Below are 24,683 nucleotides of genomic sequence, written 5' to 3'. Positions count from 1 at the left end.
CTAACTGCATTCAAAAGCCAAAAGGGTACAACAACACTACATCGGCGTCACGACCGGAAAAATTTAAAGGATCGCAGTGCTCAATATAAAATGTCTGATAGAACAAATCAGACATTGTTGTTATTAGATTCAGGACTGCTTATCTATTAAGCGACTAATATGAATACTGAGCCATGTTAGTTCATCTTTCGGTAACGACAGTTGATATTTGTCCTGCACGTAATCGCGAATACCCCAAGCGACATTCATGGCATCTGGACGGTAGCGCATCAATTCCTGATAAAAATCTTCTGTCTCGCTCATCACGATTTTACCCGCCAGTACCCGTTCTGAAAAATATCTTAAATGATTGATAAAGCGTATGTAATTAACTGATTCGGTATCGGTATTCTTACCCAATTTATAGTGAACAATGGCGGCGAGTCGGTTAACTAATTCAACTTGTTGATGGGCGGAACTGTCGCTCTCTTGGCTGCTAGCACTGATAAGATGAAAGGCAATATTCACCGATTCATCTTCGGGGAGTTCGACCTTAAATCTCTCATTGACCTTAGCGCGAGCGTGTTGGCCAATGCCGTATTCTTGAGGATAATAGCGTTTAACTTCCCAACTTAATTTATTCAGAATAGTCTGGCTCTTACGGCTGCGTTCGACGGCAAAATGAAGGTGTTCGGCAAGGGTTAGAAGTAACAGCGAATTGAGTTTGTCCCCACAAATGCTGCGCGCGAGCACCAGAATTTCATGGCTGATATCGAAAAACTCCGAAGGAATAGTGTCCGTAAGCGATAGAAAATGACGGCCTTTGATATTGCTTAGCGGCAGAAAAATTTTCTCTACCTGAGCTAAATCGATATTCGTCCCCGGCTTGGCGTTAAAGCCAATCCCTTTACCAAAAAGAATCATCTCTTGTTGGTCGTTATCCACTAACAGCATACTGTTGTTGAGTGATTTTTTTATCGTTATCACGGATATTCCTTCGGGAGCAGGCTAGCTCATGTCTGAACCATTATTGCCGATCACTTTCTGGTACCACCAGAAGGAGTCTTTTTTAAGGCGTTTTAATGTTCCGTGCCCTTCGTCATCTTGATCGACATAGATGAAGCCGTAGCGCTTAGACATTTGTGATGTGCCGGCACTGATGAGATCAATGCATCCCCAAGTGGTAAAGCCCATCACCTCAACACCTTCATTAATGGCTGCCAGCGTTTGTTCAAAGTGGCTACGAAAATAGTCGATACGGTAACTGTCGTGGATCTTATCGTTTTCCACAACATCTTTCGCACCTAAACCATTTTCGACGATAAATAAGGGTTTCTGGTAACGATCATAAAGCTCAAGTAACGAGATTTTTAGTCCAATAGGGTCAATTTGCCAGCCCCATTCGGATGCCGGTAAGTAGGGATTTCTAACACCAAGCACGGTGTTACCAGGAATGCGCTCTACATCAGGTTGGGTCGATTCGGTCAGCGACATGTAGTAGCTGAAGGAGACAAAATCGACGGTATAGTCTTTTAATATTTGCTTATCTTCGGCAGCCATCGTGATATGAATATTTCGTCTAGCGAGATCGCGTAGGATCAGCGGCGGATATTCACCAAACACTTGTACATCGGCGTAGAAGTAGTTTTCTAAGTTCTTCTTTAATGTCGCTTCTATATCTTCTGGGCGGCAGCTGTGTGGGTAAGTCGTAAGCTTGGTCAGCATGCATCCTACTTGGCTACCGGGAATTTTCGCGTGGCAATCACGGGTCACTAGAGCAGAGGCAACAAATTGATGGTGTAGTCCTTGGTAAATATCTTGTGTTGCTTTACCGGGTTCACTTTTCTCTTCTCGAATGCCAGCGGTGGTAAATGGATGGCGATGGATACTATCTATCTCGTTGAAAGTTAGCCAGTAACGAACTAAGTCTTTATATCTGTCAAAACAGACATTGCTAAAACGCACAAAAGCATCCATCACATTGCGATGCACCCAGCCATTATATTTTTCGCTGAGCGCCAGCGGCATTTCATAATGTGAAAGGGTGACGAGTGGTTCAATATTATGACGGCGCAATTCGCTGAACATATCTTCATAAAATTGCAGGCCAGCTTCGTTAGGGGTTGCATCTTCTCCGGTTGGAAAGATACGCGACCAAGCGATGGATACCCTGAGCACTTTAAAACCCATTTCAGCAAATAAGGCGATATCGTCTTTATAGTGATGATAAAAATCGATACCGCGACGCTTCGGATAAAATGCATCATTTTTACCGCTAAAGGCATCTTGGATATTTTCATCGGTCAGAGCCATATGCCCGCTGTAATCCTTCAACGATAAATTGGGTTTCCAGGTGATAGCATCGGCAACGGATGGCCCTTTACCGTCGACATTCCATGCTCCTTCTGCCTGATTGGCGGCAATCGCCCCGCCCCATAAAAAGCCTTGCGGAAATGAGGATTGTTTTGCCATTACATGGACTCCTTAAGTGTCATGATGATATGAGGATTAGGATTTTTTTCGTTCTGATTAACAGGAAGCAGAGTGAAGCGTTCACCGTTGGTAACTACCATCACCACCACCGGATCGAGACCGACCGCGGTAATGGTATCAATTGAAAATTCAATCAAAGTGTCACCGCATTTAACCTGTTGTCCTTCCGTGACCTTCGGACTAAAGCCTTCTCCTTGCAGTTTGATGGTGTCGATACCGATATGAAAAATCAGCTCCACGCCGCTGTCAGTCAGCAGACCGAGCGCATGCCCGCTATCGAAGACACTGACAATGGTGCCATCCGCCGGGGCGCGTAACACTCCTTGAGAAGGAATGATTGCGATACCATCCCCCATAATTTTGCGTGAAAATACATCGTCGTTAACGGTTTCAAGTGGGATGATTTTTCCTTCAATGGGCCGAGCGAAATTGAGTTCAGCGCTTTTTTCACTGACTTTGTCACGCCACAGTAGTAGCGCGCAGATAAATGAGACCAAGAAGGAAAGTCCGGCACCGGCAAAGGCCCAGAGAATATTCAGTGGGTTTTCTGGCGAGACAAACATCGAGATACTCGCAAGGCCTGGTCCCACTAATGCAAAGGCCTCAAGCCCAACCCAACCAATAAATGCGCCGCCAATCACGCCGCCGATAATGACGCTATATAAGGCTTTTTTATGGAGTAGCGTGACGCCGTAAAGTGCGGGTTCAGTGATACCAAAAAGGGCAGAAATTCCGGCCGAAAAAGCGGTGGACTTCATCACTTTGTCTTTACTTCTTAGCGCAATCGCCATGCAAGCACCGGACTCGGCAATATTGTGTGCCAGTGAGGCGGGAAGGTAGAGCATTTCTTTGCCAAACTGGCTCATGGAGGCAACCGCATAAGGTAGCATCGGTTTATGCATGCCGGCGGCGACCATAAATGGCAGTGCCGCAGCAAATAGGCCTGTCGCGACAAAGCCTAATTTACCGTATAGCCAGAGAATAAGGGTTGCCAGCCCGGTACCTAATTCAGAACCTAACGGCCCTAAGATCAGTAAAGTAATAGGTACTGTTACCAGCAGAGAAAGCATGGGGGAGAGGAAAATGCGTAATGCGCCCGGTGAATAGCGATTAAAGAACTTCTCTGTCAGGGCATATAAAAGTACGCATAGGATCGCGGGAAATACCTGAGAGGCGTAGGCAACATTGACCAAATCGAATGACATAAACGTTGCCCCTTCGGCCAATTGTTTAGTCATTGTCGGTAATATCATTACCGAAGCCGCTGACACCGCCACCAGTATATTGACCTTTAATTTCATCGCCGTGGTGATCGCGACCAGAATCGGCAGAAAATAGAGCGGGGCGGTACCGATATTATCCAAGACTTTATAAGTAGAACTGTCACGGCTCATCCAGCCGATGGCATCCATTAACAGTAACAGTGATTTGAGTACACCACCGCCGGCGATGGCAGGAACTAATGGCTGGAAGACGCTGATAACAAAATCAACAATGCGTGCACCTTGGCTTTCTTTGGCAGAACTCTTTTGCTCACTAGGTTGTTGTGGGCCAACCAGTGACTGCACCGCTTCGAAAACTTGTACGACTTCATGACCAATAATGACTTGGCACTGCACATTGAGGCGTACGCCTAGCACGCCATCGGTGTTTGAAAGTGCAGCTTCATTCACTTTACTGTTGTCATATAAGCTCAATCTTAAGCGGGTAGAACAGTGTCCAATATGCTCGATATTCTCAGCACCACCGACCTGCTTGATTATCTCTAATGCCGTTTTCAAGTGATTCATATGAGTTTTTCCTACCTTCAGAGCAAAAAAAAACCTGAAACTTCCCTCCGGTTTGATTTCTGCGGAGAAAGCTTCAGGTCTTGCCTACGGATCGTAGTTACACGCCTTTTTTTAAATATCGCTTAATGAAGAATTAAAAGTCAAACGGTCAATTCTTTGAAGTATTGAAATGTGATCTTGACCCGCCATCTCCGGACAGCTTTTGTATGGCATTGTTGAATAAATCGAACTTTTGCTGAGTTGAAGGATCAGAGCACGCATCTTCCCGACAATGCAGACCGTTCCGTGGCAAAGCAAAAGTTCATGGTTAGGAATTTCAATCGCCTGTCGATCACTCCCTGACCATGAACATAGCAACCGGGCGAGCAATATTCTGTCATCGGTTCTGACCGGTTGGGCTGTCTTCATTCATTTTGCTTCTTTTTTATTCAACCCCCCCGTTTCCGGGCGCACTTATCCTGCAGTCTGCCCCAGAAGCCATCGTTTCCGGTCGATGTTATGCAGCCTTTCGGCCACTAACACCGAAGCATGCCTGCCCGCTTCTGCGCTGACAAAACGCAGCCGGTTACCGCACAGGATGCATTTGTACGGGTCTGTGCGCAGAAATGCCTTCATCAGCGCGGCGAAGCCCGGCTGCTCTGGTTTTTTCCTCACCTCCATCTGCAGGGCTTCATAGACTTTTGGCAGCAGCTGGCCCCGTTTCCGGTTTGACAAAAAACCGTAGTCACGCACCATCTTACAATGCTTCGCCGGCACGTGGCTGAGGTACTGCGCCCTCAGTCTGTCGATTATCGAGTACTGTTGAGAGAGTCCGACATCAAGAGCGCGGTAGCCTTTTTTAGGATTTCGTTTTCCATTTCAAGGCGTTGTATCCGTGTTCTCATTTCCCTGAGTTCGGTCTGCTCTGGAGTCAAAGGTAACCCCGGAGGCATTTTCCCCTGGCGCTCCATACGTAACGATTTTACCCAGCGGTTGATGGCTGAGAGACTGACGTTCATCGCCTTAGCAGCCTGACCATGTGTGTAGCGCTGGTCGAGGACCAGTTTTGCCGCTTCAAGTTTAAATTCAGCAGTAAATACTTTGCTCATTGGTTCACCTGTAAGATTTTGAGGTGAGCATAACACCTCAACTCAGGTGGCCAAATTCAGTGTGCCACTACACCTCACCAGGTTTGGTGACCGCGTCACGCCCTGGACACAACTCTGCATCGAGCGCATGCTCGCCTGCGGCACCACGGCGATGGGCGTGCGCCGCTACTGCTGCTCATCTCCTGACTGCTCCCACTCCCGTTTTTTTTGTCAGAGCTGCAAGTCCAAAGCATGCAGCGCCTGCGGCTTCAAAGCCACGGAACAGTGGGTGACGCAACAGAGCCATATCCTCCCCGACCGCGACTGGCAGCACATTACTTTCACCATGCCCCATCTGCTGTGGCCCTTCTTCAACAACAACTGGACACTCCTCAACGCCCTGTTCCGGGCTGCCACCCGCGCCATACTCCGGTGGGTACGCAAACAGGGTGTTGAGGTCGGTATCTTCTGCGCCCTGCATACGTACGGTCGCCAGCTCAACCCGCACCCGCACATTCATCTGTCCGTCACACGCGGTGGGCTGGATATTAAACACGGCGTCTGGCGCGATATCTTCTTTAAAAAGCATGCCGTGGAGAAAATCTGGCGCGGAGCGGTTACCCGGTGTATCCGGGTTTGAGCCTGATCATCTCCGGCTGTTTGAAAATATCACCCTGCCGGAAACTGAACACTACCGTCAGAAACACAGGCTGTGTAGCAGTGAGTACTGGCGCTATTATTTTTCATATTCTTCACCCCAGAACGTCATGTCTGATGAAGATATCAGTGCCATTATAGAGCTTGCCGCGAGTGATTATCCCGGCCTGAAAAGGCGTCTTCTGGACAGTGTGACCAGTAACGGCGTCTCATCCCGGACCTGGTTTGAACACATTCTGACTCGCCTTTCCCCTTCCGTGACGGCCGGAGCAGAAGCCAGCGTAAAGCGCAATTTTCTGAAATTCTTCTTTAGCTGCAGCGATCAAGTCCTGCCATGGTACAGAAAACGGGACATATTCTTTCGCCAGGAGAAAACTGGTATAGATGGCATGGTCAGCCAGCTGGCTTTGCAGATGCTTGATCAGCAGCGCAGCCAGGCAATTCAATTCTTAACCCGTTGTTTCCGTCGTACCCGCGCATTTGTCTGGGCGACGGTCTTTCTGCGCAATATTCGGGCTAATTCCGGTCAGGGCAACGCTGTTTTCACCCAGGATGAAATTAACCTTTTCAGCAATGCTCTGAATGAGCGGTTGCAGGAAAAAAATATCAGGAAAAAAATGCCTGATGTACCGTATCTAGCAACATTCCTGTACGCATGGCGTGACATAACAGGCGAGCAAACCGTCGCGCAGTGGATCTCAGGAGTAGACCAGTCTGACCGTGATTTTCTGAAAATGTTGCTTAATCTGCGCACGGCAGTCAGCAGCAGTAATCAGGGCGATTATCTGCGGCTTGACCTGGATGTGATCTGTACTGTTTTTGGTATCACAGGACTCATGGAACGGTTTGAAGATATAAAGGCCAGGCAGGAAGCCAACCTTACGGGTATGATAAGCGAGGTTGACGAAGCCATCTTACTTAATAAAGATACCATCTGAGCTTTCACTCTTACGGTAACTGGCTACGCTCATTCACCTGAGGGTATGGCTTCCTTCAAAACCGGAGTGCGTCGAGGTAATAAATGTCCGCTCTGTGCCAGAAGCGGAAGTTTGTTATTGTTGTCACCGATATCAAGTTATGGGTACTACTTAGCATAAATAAACAGGGAACAAGATGATGCATAATGTGAAAATCTAATTTTAAAAGTTAATTGAAAGGGAGATCCACCCTCCCTTAGCAATATAATATCAGTAAATCAACCAATTGGGAGAAGTAGATTATCAACAGGATGATTGCCATTTCTCCTTTTAATCTTTCTTTTGAACCCAGTTATAACTATCCGTGAAGTGAATTTCTGCACCGGCTTAAACACGGCGGCAACGAAAACCAAAGGAATAACACCAGATAATAATGACGCCACACTAACCACAGTGTCCGACGGGACATGATAATACGCAATAAATGAAATGGGTATGGCCACTAATAACATGAAATAAATAGAACGAATCAATTTATATTTTAACTTGGCATTTCTCTTTAAATTTACGCCCTCACGGATTCGCGCCTGAATTATTATCTTCCTAACTAAGGCCTGAGCTTCTGCTTTAGTTGCAGCTTTTTCTTGATTCGATTTGATGACAAGATCATTCTTGTCTGCATTTACTTCTTCAAGTTTCTTCCGAAGAGCCTCAACTTGCTTTTCACTTTTGATACCTTTTTCAGCTTGAATTTCGAGTAAAGATTTTGTCCTAAGTGCGTTTTCTATTACATCTCCATCCATAAAACTCATGATATCCTCAACCTGATCAGGTACAAATTCCTCAGGCTGTAAACTTTTGCTTCTTAACTCCATAACCAAGTTGGCAGCAGTCTCTTTCGACATTGTGCCACTCGCGACAGCGTTTTTCATATCTTTGTATACATCTGCTACTTTTGCTGCGACCTGAGTAGAAAGAATAACCTGTGCTCTAGCTACTACATCAAAAGTTGTAGGTAGCTTTACTCCATTAGCAAACCCTTTATGGGACTTAAACCATAATCGCTCGGTTATATAGTCTAAAGTGACAGCGAATGGTATTTTTCTTTCCCCTTGGATAGAAAAATAATGCGATAAGGATTTGGTTATATTTTTTCCCGTGATGAGAAGAGCTCCACTTTGCTCTAACTTTAGATTACTTCTACCTTTTCGCTTGTAATTTATTTTTGTGAAAACTTTTAAAGCATCAGCAATTTTATCCAACTCATAATCTGGAAACTCTTTTTTTAGTTCTTCAAGCGTAGAGGTGCTCTCTATATTATATTCTGGCTTGTCGTAATAATCAGTACCTGTATCAAGAGAAATTTTCATTTTCTCAAGCTTTTCAAAAAACTCTATTTTCCTTATTGTGATTTCTGATTTTGTAGAGCAAGTCTGTAGTAGATTGATCATTCCTGTTTTGGATGGATCTGGATGTTGATTACGCTCAAAAATATTTTCCGCTGCATAAAAGTAGCTTTCAACTTCGCTCTTCGTTTCTTCAAAATATTTTAATTCTATTTTTGATTTATATCCTGAGCGATCTCGTAACCCTTTGACTAAGGACAGGAACTCTTCAAACATACGGTAATGAATCTCACCATTTAGCCCTACTGCATCAAATAGCAACTCTGTATCTAGTACTATTTGAAAATCATTCCGCCATGGTTCAATGTTCACTAAATCTGAGCTATAACAAATTCCACCGTAAAGAATTAACCCCTCTTCAACCTTGTTTAACTTATCGGTAAATTGAGGATTTTCTGAGTTTTGAATGATAAACTGACTGATAGCTACGGAGTTCTCACTCTGTTTTCTGTCATGAATAAAATATGAATAAAAATCTGATAAGAGTTCGTCAATTTCCTCTTGGTTAAGTTCTTCTTTACTGAAGGACTTGACAAATTGAATGAGCAAGTCTTTTATATAATCTTGCTCCTCCTTTACTTGTTCATAACTTGCTTTTAGAGTGTTATTTCTCTCAAACTTCTCAGTTACGTAATATTTACTATTATTAAAATCTAATAAGCCTCTTTTTTTTAGCCTGTTTTTCAGACATGACTTCACCACAGCTTCAGGTATATCAAACCCATAATCAGAGTTTAGCCTCTGAGAGCACTTAGTAACGTCGAACTCCCATAGCTGATGTATAACTATAGTTGAGCATAGAAACTGAGCTAGAACATCGTAGATATCTTTCTTATTTTCATGTAATTGACGAAAAAGAGCTGCAGATGCCAATAAACGTTGATCTTCCATAATTCCTTTCTTGAGATTACTCATACAGCTCCTCCGATCACATTTTTGATGGTTTGATACAGAAGCAACATGTACTTATTGAATATTGAACATTAAATTTACAAGATTACTTCAAAGTGTGTCAAAAATATTTTAATGAAAACTAATCCAATCCTATAATCCATTGACATGAAAACAATGCATTATAAAACCAAAATTTTCAGCACTTTATTCTTTTATTTGTTGTAGGGGCTCAGGTTCGCTCTGGATTGCCATCTGCCCCCTCAAACTGATGACCCGCTTTCACGAGAATTAACACAGAATGCTGTGAGCAATGTCCGCAGATCGCTCTCAACGGACCTTAAGCTCAGCTGGATCGTCCGCTCAGTCCCGTGAGTTTAAAGCGGACATGACCTCAAACTATTTACAATAATGCTTCATTACGCGCACAGCTCAGACGGCCGGAGCGCGTTTCTGACAGGAACCGGGTGAAACAGGCAACACCCCCCCAACAAACCCGCCAGAAACGAAGGAGATGAATTTTACCTCAATGCATACAAACGCACAAAAGTGCTTAGACTCTAATGTACAGTGAGGCCCTAGCTCTTCATACCAGTCATGCTGAGAGCCATCAATCTGGATAAGTTCGCCATAACCGCGCAGCGGGTCAGGAGCTGAAGGGGCCCTTTGGTGTAGACCTGTGGCCTTTGAAATATGCTGAATCAGAGCGGAAAACGTACAGATGAGGCGGTAGCCATGCCAGAAAATAAAAGCACTACGGATGATGAAGAGAGTCTTCTCTACGATGAAGCCTGCAGGATGGTAGGGCAGTGCTGCCTGATGCTGGCCAGTAACGGTGCGGAAACCCATCGCGACCAGCTGGTTTATCAACTGAAAAGGCTTCACTGGAAATTCATGGTTGAAACAGACGTTTCACACAACGGGATTCTGTTTGCCATCGAGCAGCTCGCTACTGCGCGGGATGACAAATTCGGTTCACAAACCGGGTCATGACATCTCATACCGGCACAGTCTGTATCACATTTGTAATACAGCGAGGGAAGAGAGCGGACGCGCCGGAGGCGCTGCCGCCCTGCCCCGTTCCCCGGAGGGGAACCGCCCTTCTGTAGTCCATGCGTGCGGTCGCGCAGAAGGAGGAAAAAGGGGCTGCCAGCGAACTGACAACCCCTTCATAAAGGCGCTTGCGGTCTGACCAGACGACACCAGAAGCCCTGAAAAGGCGGGGTTTCCCCCGCCTCCAGGTTGCTACTTACCGTTGGATTCGTAAGCCAGCACTGCAGCGACCTCCCTGTCTCCGTCCTTGATCCTGAATTCGCATAAGCGAGATCGGGTAAGGCAGGTGAATATTAACAGCGTTAAACACACGATTAATACGCACCAGATAAGGGCGTTTCGCGGCAGTTTCATGGATTACTCCTCCTTGCATTGAGCACGGTAAGAGGCCATACTGGTGTTGTTGAGACATACAGTGGGCCTCGTGGTTTGGTTAATGAAAATTAACTTTACTACGGGGCTTTCTGCCCTCTGCCTCACAACAACCATAACAAACCCACAGAACGTCATGAGGCATCAGGCCTCAAGCGCCAGCGCCATTATACCCGGATGTACACTTCCTGCCCAGGATTAACAGCCTGAAAACTGTATAAATCCTCACCATTTTTCGTCAGTCACGATCCCGTGACGCAGCTTACAAGTTATCTAAAGAGGAAGTGGCAGAGCTGATTGAAAGAGCAAAAATGAAATAACACTTAGCAAGATAACATCTTCGTAAGATGTTATCTTGCTATCTTGTTATCCAGAGGGTTGAATGTCTGGTAATGAAGCTGAAATTAGCACTTACATAATATTAGGTATCTTGATGTTCACCTGTGCTTCTGTTTTCTGCAAAGGCTTACTGAGCAGTCTCGGTACTTTGGCTGCTCTGGGGATGTCAGTGTTTTCGTTGCTGACTTGGTTCTGAAAGTTCCTTTTTTCTGCCCGGTGTCAGCCATTTACTCAGGAGGGATCATCCGGCTGTCCGAATGACATGCAGGATTAACCTGAAGGGTCTGGTTAGCAGACGTAACATGATGCGTGGCCCTAACGTCCCCGGCAATGGTGTCCGCGCCGGCCGACGTCAGGCTGTCGATGACTATTTTGTCGATTATGCTCTCTGACAGACTGCATCAGATGGTAAAAGCTATGAGTCGAAACGCTTTTACAGGAGCAGGGCTGGTGTTTGTCTGATTTATGTTCTACAGTAGACGCGGCATATAACTTCAAATCACTCTTTTAAGTACACGTCTTTTGGACGTGAGTATTTCTGTGCATTTGAGGTTACCATGAAAAATCTGCCTGTCATTTTCAACAATCAACATTCAGATACCCATACCGTATCAGCTGCTTTATGTCAGCTGAGGCACGATTCCAGATCTAAACCGCTCCCACACGAGCAACGTTATTCCCTTCTTAAGGGTTGTATTCGTTTGTTGCAGGAAAACAAGGATGAACTGTGTGAGGCCTACAGTCAGGATTTTGGTCACAGGGCACATGCCAGCACATTACTTTCCGATATTTTGGGTTCAATTGAAGCCCTGAAGCATTCACTGAGCGGTCTGAAAAAATGGTCGCAGGATGAACCCCGTGAATCACCCTTCCCGGATACGTGTTCTTACATTCAATACAGACCGCTGGGGGTTGTAGGTGTAATGAGCCCGTGGAATTTTCCACTGGTGTTAACTTTCGGACCACTCTCCGGTATCCTCGCAGCAGGTAACCGGGCAATTATTAAACCTTCCGAATTCACGCCATCGGGAAGTCGGCTGCTCTGTCATTTGATTTCAGAATATTTCCCTCCGGATGAAATTTTGACTGTTCAGGGTGATGCCGGTGTCTCTGCATTCTTCGCTTCCCTTCCTCTGGATCATCTGGTGTTTACCGGTAGTTCAGCAACGGGCCGACATGTTATGCGTGCAGCAGCCGAAAATCTTACGCCGGTAACGCTGGAGTTAGGCGGGAAATCTCCTGTCATCATTTCAGAAAGCGCCAACCTGAAAACGGCTGCTGAAAGAATAATGACGGCCAAAGCATTTAATGCGGGGCAGATTTGCATCGCCCCCGATTATGTTATGGTTCCAGCAAGATACGCAGACGAGTTCATCGGTTACGCTGTAGCGTTCCTGAGAAAATCATACGGTTCTTATCTTAAGAATCCTGACTTCTCGTCAATAATTAATGCAGCCCACAGCAGCAGATTAAATGAATTGATCGACGATGCCACGAAAAATTGTGAGCGCGTCATTTCAGCCAGTGAGGAGCTGGATTTGCCGTCTGAGGGGAGAATCATTCCACGACTCATTCTCAATCCCTCCGACAATTCACGCATCATGCAGGAAGAAATTTTCGGCCCGCTGCTTCCGATTATTACGTATGAAAAAACGGATGAATGCATTAATCGGATCCGGAATGGAGAAAAACCGCTGGCGTTGTACTATTTTGGACAGAATGAAAATGAGTTCAGAGAGTTACAATGTTCAACCGATTCTGGTGCCCTTGTCTTTAATGATGTGATGAGTCATGTTTTGGTGCACGATCTGCCGTTTGGTGGCGTGGGGCATTCCGGTATGGGAGCCTATCATGGAGAGGATGGTTTCCGTCGATTTTCCCATGCACGCGCCATTTTTATTCAGTCTGATACAGGTTTATCGAACCTGCTCATGCGGGCACCATTTACGGACGAAAAAATTAATCAAATTACCTCCCTGATAAATCAGCCCTGAGTCTGATCATCTCTTCTCGCAGGAGGATGGTGGCCTGATGCCATCCTCCTGCTTTTTCAGTCAGATGAAGTGATCAAGAAGGGGTCAGTTTGGATATCGAAAATTATTGTACGTTAAGGTTGTTTTTTGACCTTTCTACTTTAGCGGGCCTCAGCCGACGAAACTGACCGGAAGCCGGTATCCGGTTGCTTTTCCATATATAGTCGCCTGTCAGATTGATGTGTTCCCAGCCTAGTGGAGACAAATGCGACAGCAGTTGTTCGTTGATCTTTAGTCCCTTACGCTTCAGGGCATCGATCGCCCTTTCCATATACACAGTATTCCACAGCGAGATCGCAGCCGTCAGAAGCGTCAGTCCACTGGCACGATAGCTCTGATTTTCCGGCTTCCTGTCCCTGATTTCTCCCAGCCGGTGCATAAATACCGCCCTCGCCAGTGCATTACGTGCCTCACCTTTATTCAGCCCCGCTTGGACCCGCCGACGCAGTGCTGGATCGCGGAACCAGTCGAGCATAAACAGCGTTCGCTCAATGCGGCCAATTTCTCTCAGTGCTTTGGCAAGTCCATTCTGCTTGGGGTAGCTGGCTAGCTTTTTCAGCATCAGGGATGCTGTCACGGTTCCCTGCTTTATCGAGGTCGCCAGACGCAGCACTTCACGCCAGTGAAGTTCGATCTCTTTCAGATTCAGGCTGGTCGTTGATATCAGTGACTGAAGCGCCGGGTACTGGTCCGCTTTCCCTTTGATAAACAGCTTCTTGTCGTGGAGATCCCTGATTCGCGGACAGAACGCAAACCCCAGCAGATGCATCAGGGCAAAGACATGATCGGTGAAACCCGCGGTAGCGGTACAGTTCGGTTAAATGTTCGCGTCGCGTGGTTTCCCTGCCGGAAAGGTAAGCAGGCCAGAGATCCCCGGTAAGTTTTAGCCTGCTGGCGATATGCTTCAGCAGCGCATCAGAGGGTGGGATTTTTTTATCCGGTGCAAATCCGACATTTTTCAGATAGCAAAGAAGGACGGCAAAACCAAAACGGCTGGCAGGTTTACGGTGGACACTAATAAGCGCCAGATCATGCTCACTAAAATACGCCATTCGTGTCAGCGTTAACTCATCGTCCGGTAATGCCAGTAATGATTCTCTTTCCGACAGAGAAAGAATCTGCCTCCTTGCCATATAGTTTCCCTCATAAATTATCCGATGCGGTATTTTTAACAAAAATGGTTATCGCATAAGGGTACACCCTGACGCCACAACCAAAACGTGACGGAACACGATGAATGACATAACCTATATGCGATAGAATAAATGCAATAACCTAAATGCGATAACGCGGTGAAAAAATGTTCATCAGAGCTTATTTAAGGGCATCGACGGAAGATCAGTTCGCCGATCGGGCAAAAGAGATGCTGGAGCAGTTCGTTCAGGAGCGGGGACATAAAATAGCCAGTTATTACAGGGAAAATATCAGCGGGACAAAACTTGATCGCCCTGAGCTGGGGCGCTTACTGATGGACAGTCACCACAATGATATTTTGCTGGTCGAGCAGATAGACCGCCTGACCCGTCTCAGCAACAGTGACTGGATGACGCTGAAGAAGCAAATTGAACAACACGAGCTGCGGATTGTCAGCCTCGATGTACCCACCTCATGGCAGGCGCTGTCAGATAAAGATCCTTCGCAGGCTGACCCAATCACCCGCGCCGTGATAACCGCCATCAATAATATGCTTATCGACCTGATGGCCGCGATGTCGCATAAGGACTGGCTGAGCCGCCGCCATCGGCAGAAGCAGGGAATTGAACGGGCACATACGCTGGGAAAATACCGGGGCAAACAGGCCGATCAGGAACGACATAAGAAAGTTCTGTATTACCGACAGGTCAAGAAACTGAGCATAAGAGAAACTGCTGAAGCCACCGGTTACAGTACATCTCAGGTCTGCAGGATTCAGGCCCTGTTCAGGCCTGAAAATTAAGCACATTTTCTGAGGCTGGAAATCAACTCATGCTGACAGCCTGAGCCTGTTGGCATGGTAAGCAATGTGCTCACCAATAAAGCTGGAAATGAAATAATAGCTGTGGTCGTAACCAGTATGATATCGGAATGATGTGTTGATGTTCATCTCGTTGCACACTCTTTCAAGACTTTTAGTGCGTAACTGATCTTCATAAAAGGCGTCACTTAATCCCTGGTCAATAAAAATTTCTGGTAATTTCGCACCCTGTAAAATGAGACTGACGGGATCGTAGTGCTCCCACGTTTTTTTATTTTCACCCAGGTACGCGGTGAATGCCTGTTGTCCCCATGGCACCTGAGAAGGTGACACTATTGGTGAAAATGCCGATACACTCACATATTCATCAGGATTTCGCAGCGACAGAACCAGCGCTCCCAGCCCCCCCATGGAGTGACCGGATATTGATTTCCTTGATGTTACAGGTAAATGCTCCATGACAACATCCGGAAGCTCATGGAGAATATAGTCATACATCCTGTAATGCGTGTTCCACGGATGTTCCGTCGCGTTCAGATAAAATCCGGCACCCTGGCCCAGATCGTAGCTGTCAGCATCTGCGACATGCTCTCCACGGGGACTGGTATCAGGAACAACGACGATGATGTTGTTCCTGGCGGCATAATGCTGCATACCCGATTTGGTGATGAAATTCTGCTCCGTACAAGTCAGACCCGAGAGCCAGTACAGCACCGGCAGTTTTTCTGTTGCTGCTTTGGGGGGAAGATAAACACCGAAATTCATCTCACAATTAAGTGTTTGTGAATTATGGTGGTATACGTTTTGCCAGCCGCCAGCGCTGGCATGCTGCTCGATGAGTTCCATCAGCCTCTGTCTCATGGTTATTTCCCCTGACAGGGAGTCAGGGGAAGTCTCTTTATAGCAGGACGTCAGATGAACGTATAAGCCGTGATTTTGTTACCCGCAGGGTCTCGCAGGTAGGCTGCATAGGCTCCAGGGAGATGGCTGCGCGGGCCAGGCTGACCTTCATCTTTCCCTCCGGCGGCAAGGCCCGCGGCGTGGAAAGCATCAACTTCTTCCGGACTTGCAGCTGCAAAGCCGACAGTAACGCCGTTGGCCGATGGCGCTTCACCGTTGCCCGGACGTGCAATAATAAAGGCTGGCTTTTCGCGACCATAAAGTACCCAGCCATTGCCAAACGGGCCGAGGTTATTGATGCCAAGCGTACCGAGGACAGCATCGTAAAAATCAGCGGATTTTTCAACATCGGATGCACCGATGAAGACGTGGGAAAAAACGTCATTACCAGAAATTACAGGTGTTGCCATGATCCATTTCCTTCAGTTGGTTTGACTCAGTTAAGACGCTATCAGTAACGGATTACCGTACGGATTGATTTACCTTCATGCATAAGATCGAAGGCCTCATTGATTTCATCCAGCGTCATCGTGTGGGTAACAAATGGCTCCAGTTCAATTTCACCCTTCATGGCATCTTCTACCATGGCCGGAAGCTGCGTACGGCCTTTCACTCCGCCGAAAGCAGAACCTTTCCATACGCGCCCGGTAACGAGCTGGAATGGACGGGTGGATATCTCCTGCCCGGCGCCGGCCACGCCGATGACAATGGACTGGCCCCACCCACGGTGAGCACTTTCCAGCGCCGCACGCATAACGTTGACGTTACCGATACATTCAAAAGTGTGGTCAATGCCCCACTTGTTGATTTCAAGCAGCACATCTTTAATCGGTTTGTCATGGTCGTTCGGGTTGATGCAGTCGGTTGCACCGAACTGACGGGCAAGTTCGAATTTGGCCGGGTTGGTGTCGATAGCGATAATGCGTCCTGCTTTTGCCTGGCGAGCCCCCTGAACGGCAGCCAGACCGATTGCGCCAAGACCAAAAATAGCGACAGAATCTCCAGGCTGTACTTTCGCTGTGTTGTGAACAGCGCCAATCCCGGTAGTCACGCCACAGCCCAGCAGGCAGACGTGTTCATGGTTTGCCTCCGGGTTAATTTTTGCCAGAGAAACCTCGGCCACTACCGTATACTCACTGAAGGTGGAGCATCCCATGTAGTGGTAAAGAGGCTGGCCATTGTAAGAAAAGCGGGTGGTTCCGTCAGGCATCAGTCCTTTTCCCTGAGTTTCGCGAACCGATACACAGAGGTTCGTTTTCCCGGACTGACAGAATTCACACTCCCCGCATTCGGCGGTGTAAAGAGGAATAACATGGTCTCCCGGCTTCACGCTGGTCACGCCTTCACCGACCTCCACGACGATACCGGCCCCTTCGTGGCCGAGAACCACGGGGAAAACGCCCTCAGGATCGTTCCCGGAGAGGGTAAAGGCATCGGTATGGCAGACTCCGGTGTGGGTGTTTTTAATCAGTACCTCGCCTTTTTTGGGGGAGGCAACGTCAATTTCAACAATCTCCAGAGGCATTCCTGGCGCAAATGCAACGGCGGCACGTGATTTCATGTTTAAGTTTTCCTTGGTGTGATAATGATTTAAGTTATTTCAGATAGGCACGAACCAGGTCAATCGTATCGTCAACCGATTTACTGATTTCCCTGCTGTAACTGTCATTCTGGTCAAATGTTTCTCGTATATGGCTTTCGAGCACTTCAGCCATCAGTCCGTTAGCGGCTCCACGGATGGCGGCGATTTGCTGGAGAATGGAACGGCATTCATCGCCATTTTCAAGCGCTCTTTCCAGGGCATCAATCTGACCCTTTATGCGGCGAACACGGGTAAGGACTTTTTTTTTCTCTTCAGGAGTGCTGGGCATCTTTTACCTCCAATTTTTGATTTTATATACTATAGTGGGGTATACTTTTTTAATCAACATATACTCCACTATAGTATTATGGGTGTTACAGAGCACAAACGCTGATCTTTTTTATTTATTAAATAAATCATATTGTTAGTTAAGGAAGGTGCGACTAATTTGGTGAAAGTCAGTGGCGTCCGTCGCTGAGTTGTATGGTAATCCCCCCGAAAAACCGGTGTATTCATAAGTAGAATTCTCTCGTAATCTGAACCGGGGAGATCTCTATGAAAAAATTATGTTTTACTGACAGCCAGATCATGTCCATTCTGAAGCAAGCCGAGGCCGTAACACCGGTGGCTGAACTAATCGGGGAAAAGGCCGAAACGGCTGGTACATGTCGCCAGAAACTGCGTTATGAGAAGTTTGCCGGGTAACAATAAAGCCTTTGAGAGGCTTGAGCGGAGTGCGGTAAAAGTCGCACGCTCCGTTCTTAGGAGAGCACAGTCAGGCAACTGGCTGTGCTTATCCGACTATATAACAGTAAGCGTCGGCATGGTTCGAGTGATCAGATGCCACCGACGGAATATGAAAATCAATATTATCAACGGCTCGGAAGTGTCTAGATTATCCGTGGCGATTCAGAAAAGGCATATCACGCTTCCATCATAGACGGTGATCTGGCAGCCTGTGTTCATAGACAAAACACTCTCCCGGAAAACCGGGGCGGTTCAGTGTCACGGAATTATTTAAAAAAAATCTCAAGGGTTATCGCACTGTGACCACACTGCACCAGGCACTCACCACAACCGTTACAGCGTTCATAGTCAACTTGAGGAAGGCCACCTTCCCCAATCAGACAGGCCTGTTCTTGGCAGACATCCACACATTGTTTACAGGCCCATACTGAACTCACACAAAGTTGGCTAAATACAGGCCGTAATCCTGTATCAAAGCGAGTTAGGGGACGTAGCGCGCCCTCAGAACACACATTAATACATAAACCACAACCATCACAGCTTGCATATTCGATACGAAGCTGCGGAAAACCGTCTTCATTCTTACTCAAAATTCCCATTGGACAAGCATCAATACAAGCATCACAGCGAGTGCATTGCGTGCGAAAGTGCTCGTCAGATAGTATCCCGGGCGGTAAAGAGTGCGCTGGTAGGGTTGCTGGCGCGGTATGGCGTACTGCCGTAATAAAGGCACGGAACAGCGCCCGCCGGCTCACATGCCGGTGGGACATCAGTTCCTTATAATACATCTCTGTTTTACTCATCCGAAAAACAAACGCGTTTTATCAGGCTGTAATCCCTGCTGATGTTGAACATCCTGCAAATAACAGGCAGACAAAACGGCGAGATGGGCATAGAATGGGCTGATCGTATTGTTTTGCAGCAACTCAAGATAACTGTATCCCCAAGGCAGCAAATACACCTCCAATAATCGATTAGCTGCCGCTTCATTATTCGCTTCCAGCAAAGAACTAAGAGCCAAGAGCATCAGACCAAACTGATCCTCCGGTTCACGCTGTCGGTCATCAAATACCAATCCCTGAGACTGTAAAAACTCCCGATAGTCGGCGGTCGTTTCCCCCATTAGTAGATTATCTTTTTCCAGCCAGACTGATCCCCAAGGTGGGACAGGCATTTTTCCCTGTCCCTCAAACAGCACCGAAAACTGCCAGATAAGCGAGTCACCATCCGGTAACGGCCATGATAAACATAGTTGCTCAATGTATTCACGGTCGCGCCATGGATAAAGATCGGCCAACGTCGGTAGGCAGGAAAAGAGCTCCCTAGTTTCTGATTTCTCGGGAGAGTAATAAAATAGCGCACCAAGAATACGCGGCAATACAGCATAAGAAGACATCAATAACTCCTGATTATGCGTAAAATACAGGCGAGATTACATCGGCAACGCCCACAAGTTGTAGAACGCAATTCGACCAGTCAACTCAGCTACAAGCACCACCGTCGCCATCATAAAAACTGTATATCCAGATTTAAATCGGGCATAGCCTATCGCCCCCACCACACCAGCAGCTAGTAGGACCGCTTGTGCGGTGAACCAACTGTTTTGTGCGGCCGTTAGCGCTACATCAGCATTCATCAGCGTCAACATGTATCCGGGACGCAGACAGAAGCTAGCCAAGATCGCCAAAACGCTCACCAGCAATCCCAGACGACGTGCACCAAACAACGCAGCTAACGCCCCCCCACCAATCAAAGGTGTCAGCGCCATCATCACAGTGGTGTAAGACGAACGCCAGGTAGCAACAGTGGGTAACTGGTAAATTTGTGGGATAGCCAATAAAAACAAAATGCCTACTACCGCAGCTAACCAGGCAAGCGCCTTAAACAGTGCGATTGCGCCACGGTTCAAAAGCAGACCAAATGTACTTAGCCCGCCTAGTGCACCAAACAAAGCCGACAACGCAATTTCATTACTCATCGGAGAATAGCCGATACGAAACAGCATGTTCATCGCACGCAACGGCTGCCCAACGTGGAAGATGCCGGTAATCACCCCCAAACCGAACAAACACATCATCGCAACTAGTCCAATGGTCTGACGACGTGCATCAATATGACCGAGCGTGCCACCAATCATCAGCAGGACAAAAGCCCCTACGGCACTTTGGGTGAATACCGTAAAAAACACCAGTGGTAACTCATGCATGGCGCACCTCCCGAATATTCATGATCGCACCGTCAGTATCCCCCGTTAGCCGCGATTTTGGATGTGGTTTAATGATGAGGTTAGGGTGAGTTAATGACGCATTTGGCAACGGTGCAATCTGATTTTCAGTACCGTATCGAGCGCGTAGCTCGTCAATTGGCCCAAAATCCAGCGCACGCTGTGGGCAAGAGTCCACACAGATCGGACGCAGATTACTTTCCAGTCTGTCGAGACAACCGTCACATTTACGCATTACTTTTGCACGCGTATCAAACTGCGGGGCACCATACGGGCAGCGCATTTCACAATACCGACACCCCACGCAAACTTCCTCGTTTACCAGCACCAGCCCATCCTCTTGTCGTTTGTGCATCGCTCCTGTTGGACAACCAGATACACAAACTGGCTCATCACAGTGGTTACATGCAATAGACAGATAGTAGGTAAAGGTGTCGTTGTGCCAACTATTACCCTCTTTCACCCAGCTTCCACCACCGTATTCGTACACTCGCCGAAATTTAGGCCCGACATCCAGATCTTTATTGTCCTTACAACTTACCTGGCAAGTCTTGCAGCCTGAGCAGCGCGAGGAGTCAACGTAAAAACCATACTGTTTCATTTTAGATAACTCCTTAAGCGCGTTTGATATCGACCAGGTTGGTATGGTGTGGATTTGCCTTTGCCAGCGCTGAAGGTTGATATTTGGTCAGAGTGTTAAGGCATCCGCCAACATCCACTCCGTTGCTGTCCAGCCGGGTCCATGCGCCCTGTGGCATAGCCACTACTCCGGGTAAAATCCGATTGGTCACTTTGCAAGGAATTTCCACTACACCGCGATCATTAAATACATGAACCAGATCTCCAGAAACTAACTGACGCTCACTGGCATCTAACTGATTGATCCACACCTCATCCGGCACTGCTTCACGTAGCATCAGTACGTTAGTGTAGGTTGAGTGGGTATGGCCTTTCGTATGAAAGCCAGTCAGTTGCAGTGGATATTTCGCAAACAATTCTTTGTTAAGGTGCGATTCTCTCACTACGCAAAACTCAGGCACTGCCGGGATTCGTTCGTATTCCTGCAAAGGTAAAATTTTCTCTAAATCGGCCAGCGCCTGTGAATAAAGCTCGATCTTTCCTGACGGTGTCGTCAACGGGTTAGCTTTAGCGTCAGCACGGAAATCCGCAAAAGCCAGACTCTGCTTTTCTGACGCAACACCCTGATCAATAAGTCCCATCCCCTTCGCCATACCCCACTCCGGTAGATACGGACGTTTTTCTCGAACCTGCTGGTAGAGCATCTCTGCCCACTGCCCCTGGGTTCTTCCTTCAGTGTATTCCTCACGCAGACCCAGATGACCGGCAATATCCGCGCAGATATCGTAAGTGCTACGCACTTCCCACATCGGCATTATCGCTTTCTGAAATGCAATCATATAGTTATGAGAACCCGCAGCGTATGAGCTATCAATCAAGTCTTCTGCTTCAAGGTAGCTGGTTTCTGGCAGCAGGAGGTCTGCATACTTCGCGCTGGGTGTCATATGATTTTCAATGACTATGATGGTTTCACAGAGTGTTTCGTCAGAAATAATTTTACGGGTGCGGCTTATTTCACTGTGCTGGTTTAGCAACACATTACTCGCCTGATTGATTATCAGCTTAATACCCGTTTTAAGCTGCTCTGCTCCTTTTAATCCTATCCCCATCGTTTTAGCCGTAATTTTTTCTGGATTTTTAATTGCATCGGCCCAGAGGTAGAAAGAGATTGAGGTTTTGACAGGATTTGTACCTACAGGCAGCACTGGCACACCATACGGCGTGCCGTAGGGCCAGTTACCGCTATTGGTCCCCGGCAGTCCAAAATGGCCAGTAAGTACAGGCAATGTCTGGATAGCTCGCACAGTTTGCTCACCGTTGGCGTGGCGCTGAGGCCCCCATCCCTGGCAGATATAACAAGCACGGGCAGTGGCAATTTCGCGCGCTAATTGGCGTATACGGGTCGCCGGAATACCACAGATATCTGCCGCCCACTCAGGTGTTTTTTCGATGCCATCGTCACCGGTACCCAGTACATAATCTTTGTAACTGGCGTTTGGTGCTGCGCTTTCCGGCAACGTACTACGGTCGTAACCGACACAGTATTTATTCACCAGCTCTTCATCAATCAACTTTTCAGCGATCAGTGTATGCGCTATCCCCGCCACCAGGGCAGCATCGGTAGTTGGGCGAATAGGAAGCCACTCCGCATTTTCAGTCACGACAGAGTCGGTGTAACGCGGATCGATGATAATTACTCGCGCTTTTGATGTCTCAAGTGCTCGACGAAGTTCTTCTACCTGGCCGCCACCCGACATGCGCGTTTCCGACAGGTTTAGGCCAAATAATACCACCAAGTCAGAATGGGCGATTTGTGTAAAGTGACTTCCTTCATATTTTCCATAAGAAAACAGTGATGCTACATTAATTTGAGCATCAGAATAGCTGTTGTGATAATTAAGATATCCACCGGATATATTTAAAAGGCGTTCCCAAGCAGGCGTACCTTGCGTGTTATGACCTATAGCGCCTGTAGAATAATTATAATAAATTGCCTCACGCCCATATTTTTCCGTCACACGTTTTAACTCTGAGGCAACAAATGCTGTTGCTTCATCCCAAGATATACGCTTAAATTTACCTTCGCCACGTTTACCGACGCGTTTCATAGGATATTTTATTCTATCCGGGCTATATACCCGCCAGCGACTGGAACGGCCACGCAGACAGGGGCGAATCTGATGTTCGCCAAAAACCGCATCATTTTTTACATCTTCAGGTTCGATTCGGACGATCCGATCGTCTTTAACAATAACCTTAAGTGGACAGCGACTGCCGCAGTTAACTAGACAGGCACTGTGTTGGACGATTTCACCTGAAGCCACCGTTTTAGGTGTTGAGGCCTGAGCGACGCTAGAAAATGGTAAAATAATTCCTTGACTAAGCGCAACTGCGGCGCTCAATTTAGCACTGCTAGTTATCACCTCGCGCCGGGATATTGCTGAATCTAACAACACGTTTATTTCCATCCCTTATTCCTCACATTGTTTCCATTATTATTGTGTATAAAAATAATTACAAAGGATTGCTTATGTATACATGATTAACTTGAAGCTGCATTTTTCATCAACTGGAAATTGTCATTAATACGGCCAACCAGAGTCTCGGCGACAGCCGGTAATTTAACGCTGAAGAAGCGATGTATTTCCTCCCGGAGCACCTTTGGTGAGTTAAAGTAACTGTTGTTCCTTCCCTGTTCATTCATCACTTTCCACAACCTTTCTATCGGATTCAGATTGGTTTTGTATGGCGGGAGGTAATGACGTTCTATATTCAGCAGATAAGCCCATGTTTTTACCTGCTCCGTCCGGTGATATTCGGCACCGTCAAGGATGATATGAACCTTCTGTTTTATCGGGTACGTTTCACGGACATCTATAAAGAACAGGGCTATATTATGGCTGTTGATTTTGTCATATTCCCAGATGACCGTCCGACTGATATCGTTCAGGTTCAGGGCACCCATGATGTTCAGGCGCGGGCGACTGCCGGTGGTTTCGACTACATGGTTTTTTTTTCCGGCAGGCATCCAGCCATAAGCCAGTTTTGTTCCCTGCGTCGGATGCACGCCATCAATGAACAGAATGGGGTCATCGTCTCCGGCTTCCTGTTTCAGTTTTTCGTAGATTTCCACGAACGCCTGCTGTGCTTCCGCGCTGTATTTATGAGGGACGCCAGCCGGTTTTCTGTAACTTAAGCCGTTGCGGTGCAGCCACTTATTCATGCCCGGAATGGTATAGCGGATACCCCACCATTCATCAACCAGCTCAATGATGCTCACTGTGGCTGGAAGAAGGTTACGGGTAAGGTGAACCCTCAGTTTTTTGGTCTGTTCTTCGCTGAGATGGCTCTGAGAACCGCCATTTTCTGGCACCAGTTTTTGCTCATTCAGCCAGTCATTGAGATGTCGACGCACCGTTGTTTCATGGATATGTTGAGACTGCGCGATCATGGCCGTTGACCATCCTTCAGAAGAAAGCAACACGCATCGCACTCTGTCGCGGACATGGCGATCACTACTCTGGCGTTGTATTTTTTCAAAGGCTATTTTCTGTTCTGTCGTCAGTTCAACGTTCACGCAGGTCAGCATGATCTTCATTATCCGTAAAATGAACCGGGGTGTGGTTAAATTTCAACCACACCACTCCGGCATAAAAAGGTTCCAATTTCCTATACGTGAACCACCTGAAAATTCCGTCAC

The 24,683-nt window shown here is 47.2% G+C and carries 21 protein-coding genes and 6 pseudogenes; 7 read left to right on the top strand and 20 right to left on the bottom strand.

The features are described 5' to 3' along the window. Nucleotides 1–129 precede the first annotated feature (129 nt). From KI228_RS23495 to KI228_RS23485, 3 genes are read right to left on the bottom strand one after another with little or no spacing between them, the layout of a single operon-like run. Nucleotides 130–966, bottom strand: a complete 837-nt coding sequence (locus KI228_RS23495; RefSeq protein WP_121572293.1) for a PRD domain-containing protein — start codon at nt 964–966, stop codon at nt 130–132. Between the two features lie 21 nt (nt 967–987). Next, nucleotides 988–2,451, bottom strand: coding sequence for a glycoside hydrolase family 1 protein (locus KI228_RS23490; protein ID WP_047732321.1), 1,464 nt, complete (start codon nt 2,449–2,451; stop codon nt 988–990). Further along, nucleotides 2,451–4,262: a beta-glucoside-specific PTS transporter subunit IIABC gene (locus KI228_RS23485; protein WP_047732316.1), complete on the bottom strand. Its 1,812-nt coding sequence runs from the start codon at nt 4,260–4,262 to the stop codon at nt 2,451–2,453. The genes KI228_RS23490 and KI228_RS23485 overlap by 1 nt, the downstream gene beginning before the upstream one ends. A 240-nt stretch (nt 4,263–4,502) precedes the next feature. Between KI228_RS23485 and KI228_RS24430 the strand changes: the two are divergent. Next, nucleotides 4,503–4,598: pseudogene (locus tag KI228_RS24430) on the top strand (hypothetical protein); the annotation flags it as partial. A gap of 117 nt (nt 4,599–4,715) precedes the next feature. On the opposite strand, the gene KI228_RS23475 reads toward KI228_RS24430, so the two are convergent. Both KI228_RS23475 and KI228_RS23470 read right to left on the bottom strand, forming a co-directional pair. Beyond that, nucleotides 4,716–4,997: a hypothetical protein gene (locus KI228_RS23475; RefSeq protein ID WP_201506619.1), complete on the bottom strand. Its 282-nt coding sequence runs from the start codon at nt 4,995–4,997 to the stop codon at nt 4,716–4,718. Nucleotides 4,998–5,003: 6 nt separating this feature from the next. After that, nucleotides 5,004–5,350, bottom strand: a pseudogene (locus KI228_RS23470) (transposase); the annotation flags it as partial. 46 nt (nt 5,351–5,396) lie between these two features. Here KI228_RS23470 and KI228_RS23465 point away from each other — a divergent pair. Together KI228_RS23465 and KI228_RS23460 are read left to right on the top strand one after the other, a co-directional pair. Then, nucleotides 5,397–5,963 (top strand): annotated as a pseudogene (locus KI228_RS23465) (IS91 family transposase); the annotation flags it as partial. Between the two features lie 133 nt (nt 5,964–6,096). Continuing rightward, nucleotides 6,097–6,924, top strand: a complete 828-nt coding sequence (locus KI228_RS23460) for a hypothetical protein (RefSeq protein WP_212807625.1) — start codon at nt 6,097–6,099, stop codon at nt 6,922–6,924. Nucleotides 6,925–7,181: 257 nt separating this feature from the next. Here the strand turns inward: KI228_RS23460 and KI228_RS23455 are convergent, their stop codons facing one another. Continuing rightward, nucleotides 7,182–9,224 (bottom strand): hypothetical protein, encoded by a 2,043-nt coding sequence (locus KI228_RS23455; RefSeq protein WP_121572294.1) that lies wholly within the window; start codon nt 9,222–9,224, stop codon nt 7,182–7,184. A gap of 711 nt (nt 9,225–9,935) precedes the next feature. On the opposite strand from KI228_RS23455, the gene KI228_RS23450 reads away from it, so the two are divergent. Next, a complete protein-coding gene (locus KI228_RS23450; RefSeq protein ID WP_077258044.1) occupies nt 9,936–10,193 on the top strand; it encodes a DUF2767 family protein in 258 nt (85 codons plus the stop codon). A 252-nt stretch (nt 10,194–10,445) separates the two neighbouring features. Here KI228_RS23450 and KI228_RS23445 read toward each other — a convergent pair whose 3' ends face one another. Together KI228_RS23445 and KI228_RS24425 are read right to left on the bottom strand one after the other, a co-directional pair. Next, nucleotides 10,446–10,568: a Hok/Gef family protein gene (locus KI228_RS23445; protein WP_223825188.1), complete on the bottom strand. Its 123-nt coding sequence runs from the start codon at nt 10,566–10,568 to the stop codon at nt 10,446–10,448. Further along, a pseudogene (locus tag KI228_RS24425) lies at nt 10,516–10,626 on the bottom strand (DUF5431 family protein); the annotation flags it as partial. The gene KI228_RS23445 and the pseudogene KI228_RS24425, both read right to left, overlap by 53 nt. A gap of 895 nt (nt 10,627–11,521) precedes the next feature. On the opposite strand from KI228_RS24425, the gene KI228_RS23440 reads away from it, so the two are divergent. After that, on the top strand, nt 11,522–12,958 hold the full coding sequence (locus KI228_RS23440) for an aldehyde dehydrogenase family protein (RefSeq protein WP_121572296.1): 1,437 nt from the start codon (nt 11,522–11,524) through the stop codon (nt 12,956–12,958). 113 nt (nt 12,959–13,071) lie between these two features. Here KI228_RS23440 and KI228_RS23435 read toward each other — a convergent pair. Both KI228_RS23435 and KI228_RS24420 read right to left on the bottom strand, forming a co-directional pair. Further along, nucleotides 13,072–13,805: pseudogene (locus KI228_RS23435) on the bottom strand (Tn3 family transposase); the annotation flags it as partial. Nucleotides 13,806–13,842: 37 nt separating this feature from the next. After that, a pseudogene (locus KI228_RS24420) lies at nt 13,843–14,130 on the bottom strand (DUF4158 domain-containing protein); the annotation flags it as partial. Nucleotides 14,131–14,297: 167 nt separating this feature from the next. On the opposite strand from KI228_RS24420, the gene KI228_RS23430 reads away from it, so the two are divergent. Then, nucleotides 14,298–14,933 carry a recombinase family protein gene (locus KI228_RS23430; protein WP_047732266.1) on the top strand — a complete coding sequence of 212 codons (636 nt, stop codon included), beginning with the start codon at nt 14,298–14,300 and terminating at the stop codon, nt 14,931–14,933. Nucleotides 14,934–14,960: 27 nt separating this feature from the next. Here the strand turns inward: KI228_RS23430 and fghA are convergent, their stop codons facing one another. From fghA to frmR, 4 genes are all read right to left on the bottom strand, one after another. Further along, complete coding sequence (gene fghA, locus KI228_RS23425; protein WP_047732446.1) at nt 14,961–15,797, bottom strand: S-formylglutathione hydrolase; 837 nt, start codon at nt 15,795–15,797, stop codon at nt 14,961–14,963. Between the two features lie 65 nt (nt 15,798–15,862). Further along, nucleotides 15,863–16,261 carry a VOC family protein gene (locus KI228_RS23420; RefSeq protein ID WP_008813494.1) on the bottom strand — a complete coding sequence of 133 codons (399 nt, stop codon included), beginning with the start codon at nt 16,259–16,261 and terminating at the stop codon, nt 15,863–15,865. A gap of 41 nt (nt 16,262–16,302) precedes the next feature. Continuing rightward, a complete protein-coding gene (locus KI228_RS23415) occupies nt 16,303–17,412 on the bottom strand; it encodes an S-(hydroxymethyl)glutathione dehydrogenase/class III alcohol dehydrogenase (protein ID WP_121572298.1) in 1,110 nt (369 codons plus the stop codon). 34 nt (nt 17,413–17,446) lie between these two features. Then, nucleotides 17,447–17,722, bottom strand: coding sequence for a formaldehyde-responsive transcriptional repressor FrmR (frmR, locus tag KI228_RS23410; protein WP_121572299.1), 276 nt, complete (start codon nt 17,720–17,722; stop codon nt 17,447–17,449). 266 nt (nt 17,723–17,988) lie between these two features. On the opposite strand from frmR, the gene KI228_RS23405 reads away from it, so the two are divergent. After that, a complete protein-coding gene (locus KI228_RS23405) occupies nt 17,989–18,138 on the top strand; it encodes a hypothetical protein (protein ID WP_161556284.1) in 150 nt (49 codons plus the stop codon). A gap of 308 nt (nt 18,139–18,446) precedes the next feature. Here the strand turns inward: KI228_RS23405 and napF are convergent, their stop codons facing one another. From napF to KI228_RS23375, 6 genes are all read right to left on the bottom strand, one after another. Beyond that, nucleotides 18,447–18,950, bottom strand: a complete 504-nt coding sequence (gene napF, locus KI228_RS23400) for a ferredoxin-type protein NapF (RefSeq protein ID WP_224267622.1) — start codon at nt 18,948–18,950, stop codon at nt 18,447–18,449. Nucleotides 18,951–18,979: 29 nt separating this feature from the next. Next, complete coding sequence (locus tag KI228_RS23395; protein WP_121572301.1) at nt 18,980–19,576, bottom strand: TorD/DmsD family molecular chaperone; 597 nt, start codon at nt 19,574–19,576, stop codon at nt 18,980–18,982. Nucleotides 19,577–19,612: 36 nt separating this feature from the next. Next, complete coding sequence (locus KI228_RS23390; RefSeq protein WP_121572302.1) at nt 19,613–20,386, bottom strand: dimethyl sulfoxide reductase anchor subunit family protein; 774 nt, start codon at nt 20,384–20,386, stop codon at nt 19,613–19,615. Further along, the gene (locus tag KI228_RS23385; protein ID WP_121572303.1) at nt 20,379–21,005 is read right to left on the bottom strand and encodes a DMSO/selenate family reductase complex B subunit; all 627 of its coding nucleotides are present in this window, start codon (nt 21,003–21,005) and stop codon (nt 20,379–20,381) included. Before KI228_RS23385 ends, KI228_RS23390 begins: the two co-directional genes overlap by 8 nt. A 13-nt stretch (nt 21,006–21,018) precedes the next feature. Continuing rightward, nucleotides 21,019–23,451: a DMSO/selenate family reductase complex A subunit gene (locus tag KI228_RS23380; RefSeq protein WP_212807623.1), complete on the bottom strand. Its 2,433-nt coding sequence runs from the start codon at nt 23,449–23,451 to the stop codon at nt 21,019–21,021. Between the two features lie 74 nt (nt 23,452–23,525). After that, entirely contained in the window at nt 23,526–24,560 is a 1,035-nt protein-coding gene (locus KI228_RS23375; RefSeq protein ID WP_419762358.1) for an IS630 family transposase, read from the bottom strand. Nucleotides 24,561–24,683 lie beyond the last annotated feature (123 nt).

It is taken from the genome of Citrobacter amalonaticus (assembly GCF_018323885.1).
In the GTDB taxonomy this organism is placed as follows: Bacteria; Pseudomonadota; Gammaproteobacteria; order Enterobacterales; family Enterobacteriaceae; genus Citrobacter_A; species Citrobacter_A amalonaticus.
This window is presented reverse-complemented; position numbering and strand designations above follow the sequence as displayed.